Here is a 3446-nt window from a genome sequence, read left to right as displayed (position 1 = left end):
GCCGGCCCTCGTCGATCTCCGGCGAGCGGCCAGATCGTCCAGGCACCAGCGTCCGGAGGCGGCCGGTGAGCAGGCAGTGGCGGACCAAGACCGGGCCTCACAGCTGGACATCGAGGCCTTGAACGGCGAGGTCGAGGCCTTCCTGGAGCAGGAGCCGGGCGCCGATGGGATCGGCCACAGATTGAGCCTGTTGCTGCTCGGCTTTCTAGCGACCGAGGTGGTGCCCCTGGCCGACCGGCTGGCCGAACTCGGCATCGACCCAACGCCACTGTTTGCCGCCACCACCGGGATGTTGCGGCTGTACGCCGACACCCTGGAGCATTCCGACCTACGCCGGTAACGGTAATGCACCAAGCCGTGACCCACCAACCGCATTGCCGATCGCAATCATCCCGGGGGTCTGGAACCGGCGGACGTCAAGGCCAGGACTAGCCGCTCAGGCCGAAATGCGACCGCGTTCAGTCCCACCGACACCCTCCCGGTCAAGACCTGGGCCAAGATGATCACGATGGATCCAGACGGCGGTGTCGCTGCTGACCGGCCGTCCTGGTGGTAACCCGGGCCATCAACCTCCAGCCCAGTAGCCCCGGACGATCGTGGGTGGACGACTACGTTCCCCTCACCCTGGTCTACGCGGTCGCGGCCAGGACATCGATCCATCGGGGTGCGACCCAGACGGCCCAGGAGCACCTCGTCCGAGCCGCCCGCCTGCGCCCGATCCAGCCAGGCCGAGGAGCTGCAGTCCGGGCTGGACAGGCTCCATGAGCCGATCATGGGCGCGTCGTCGCTCACCAGGGCCGAGCTGCGCCTGCTCCCCCTGCTGCCCACCCACCTCAGCTTTCGAGAGATGAGGAATGGTCAATAGTTGTGGATCGCCGGTGGTTGACGATCACGCGGCGACCTCCTTCACCTCGTCGGGACGCTCGACCATCACCCCCTTGTCGAACCGCGCACCAGCCCGCACCAGCGCGACCAGGTGCGGCCCATTCACCGCCCGCCAGCGGTCCTGGGCGGCCTCGAGCAGCTTGAACGCCATCGCCAGCCCAGCCGCCTTGGAACCGGGCCCCTTGGTCACCCGAGTGCGCAGCCGCACCGAGGCGAAGGTCGACTCGATCGGGTTGCTGGTCTTCAAGTGCACCCAATGCTCGGCCGGGAAATCGAAGAAGCACAACAGCGCCTCGGCGTCGTCCACGATCTTGGCCACGGCCTTGGGCCACTTGACTCTGTAGTCGCGGGCGAAGACCTCGATGGCGCGCTGGGCGTGGGGACGGTCAGGGGCATCGCGGATCTCGACCAGGGCCTTGCGGGCGCCGTCCTGCACAGCCTTGGGCAAGCAGCCCAGCACGTTGGCGAGCTTGTGGACCCAGTCGCGCTGCTGGCGGGTCTCGGGGAAGACGTCCCGGAGCGCCGCCCACAGCCCCAGCGCCCCGTCGCCGACCGCGACGACCGGGGCTTGCATGCCGCGCCGCCGCAGGTCGCGCAGCACCTCGGCCCAGCTGTCGGTCGACTCCCGCTCGCCATCAGCCACGGCGACCAGCTCCTTGGTGCCGTCGGCGCGCACCCCCACGATCACCAAACAGCACAGCCGGGCCTGGTCCAGCCGCACCCGGAAGTGCACCCCATCGGCCCAGACGTACACATAGTCACGGTCGGTCAGGTCGCGGCGAGAGAAGGCCTCGTGGTCGGCCTGCCACTGGGTGACCAGGCGCGTGATGACCGCTGCCGACAACCCCGCCGCAGAACCGAAGAACGCCGCCAACGCCGGCACGAAGTCGCCGGTGGACAGCCCATGCAGGTACAGCAGCGGCAACACCTCAGCCACCTTGGGGCTCTTGCGACACCACGGCGGCAGAATCACCGACCGGAACCGCAGCCGCTCGCCGGTCACCGGGTCGACTCGCCGGTCATCCACCCGCGGCGCGCGCACCGGGACCGCTCCCGCCGCGGTCGTGACCTCGCGCTGGCGTGCGTGGCCGTTGCGCACCACCAGCCGCCGGCCACCCTCGTCCCGCTCGACCGCGTGCGCGGCGAGATAAACGCCGACCTCGGCCTCCAACGCGGCGGCCAGCATCCGCCGGGCGCCCTCGCGCACCAGTTGGTCCAGGTCCAAGCACAGCTCGTCATGCGCCTGGGCATCGGTGACTACACTCAGCATGCGGCGTTCCTTCCCCGCCGGCGTTGCCCCGCCGGCGTCTCCAGGACTTGTCATCCGGGAAGGTACGCCGCGCTCACATCTCCAGACCCGATCCACAACTTCAGGTCATACCTCGCTGGACGGACGTCTCGGGACTGACCAGCAGCTGGAGGTACCCCTCTCGCGGTGATCCGCACCACTCCCCGGCCACTGATCTCAGGCTCGGTTGGTAGCCGGCCCACCGAGCAAGATAACCGACGATGCTTCCGCCCTGAAGAGCCGCCGGTACGAATACCGATACCTCACTGCGGCCTTCACGTAGCCCTCAGGTCGGCTCTGCGCCGCTCACAGTCATCGCACAAACCGTGTCAAGCGAGGCTAGACGACGCTTTGTGGCCACATGCGGGTGCGCTGCCATTCGACTCTGTCGTTGCCTTTGGCCGTGGCACTTCCAAGCGGCTTGCCGTTGACCACGGGGTTGGTACGACGGTGTGGAGGACGCGATGATGAGTCCGGCGGGTCCATGTCGGTCTCCGGGTTGGCGTGGAGCTCGCAGGGTGTTGGAAGGCGGCGGGCGGCGTGCAGTTTCGGATCCTTGGACCCTTGGAGGTCCTGGACGGCCAGCGGCGGGTCGAGCTGGGACGGCCAAAGCAGCGCCTCCTGCTGGCGGTGTTGCTGGTGCACACCAACCGCGTGGTGGCGCTGGACTGCCTCATCGAGGAGCTGTGGGGGGAGCAACCACCCGCACAGGCGACCGCCTCGCTGCAGGCCTACATCTCGAACCTGCGCCGGGTGTTGGAGCCCAGTCGCCAGCCGCGGACACAGCCGCGGGTGCTGGTCACCCAGCCTCCCGGCTACCGGCTTGTGATCACTCCCGCCGACCTGGATGCCGCTCGCTTTGCCGCGCTGGCCGAGGAAGGCCATCGGCTGCTGGCGGCCGAGCGGCCCCGCCCGGCCGCCCAGGCGTTGCGGGAGGCGCTAGCGTTATGGCGTGGACCGGCGCTGGCCGACGTGGCCGATGAGCCGTTCGCCCAGGCCGAACGGCAGCGGCTCGAGGAGCTTCGCCTGGTCGCGCTGGAGGATCGCCTGGCGGCTGAGTTGGCCCTTGGCGGGCATGCCGCCGCCGTCGCCGACCTCCAGGAGCTGGTCGGCCGCTTTCCGTTCCGGGAGCGTCTGCACGGCCTGCTCATGGTGGCGTTGTACCGTGCGGGCCGGCAGGCCGAGGCGCTCCAGGCCTTCCAGGCGGCACGCCGGACCCTCGCCGAGGAGCTGGGGATCGACCCCAGCCCGTGGCTGCGCGAGCTGGAGGCGG

General features: G+C 69.3%; 3 protein-coding genes. 2 read left to right on the top strand and 1 reads right to left on the bottom strand.

Going from position 1 to position 3446, the window contains the following annotated elements:
- A partial coding sequence (locus VF468_15465) for a hypothetical protein (GenBank protein HEX5879692.1) occupies positions 1–340 on the top strand: 340 nt, incomplete at its 5' end.
- A 549-nt stretch (positions 341–889) separates the two neighbouring features.
- On the opposite strand, the gene VF468_15460 is transcribed toward VF468_15465, so the two are convergent.
- Entirely contained in the window at positions 890–2155 is a 1266-nt protein-coding gene (locus tag VF468_15460) for an IS256 family transposase (protein ID HEX5879691.1), read from the bottom strand.
- A 582-nt stretch (positions 2156–2737) separates the two neighbouring features.
- Between VF468_15460 and VF468_15455 the strand changes: the two genes are divergently transcribed.
- A partial coding sequence (locus VF468_15455) for an AfsR/SARP family transcriptional regulator (GenBank protein ID HEX5879690.1) occupies positions 2738–3446 on the top strand: 709 nt, incomplete at its 3' end.

The sequence above is a fragment of the Actinomycetota bacterium genome, assembly GCA_036280995.1.
Lineage (GTDB): Bacteria > Actinomycetota > CALGFH01 > CALGFH01 > CALGFH01 > CALGFH01.
This window is presented reverse-complemented; position numbering and strand designations above follow the sequence as displayed.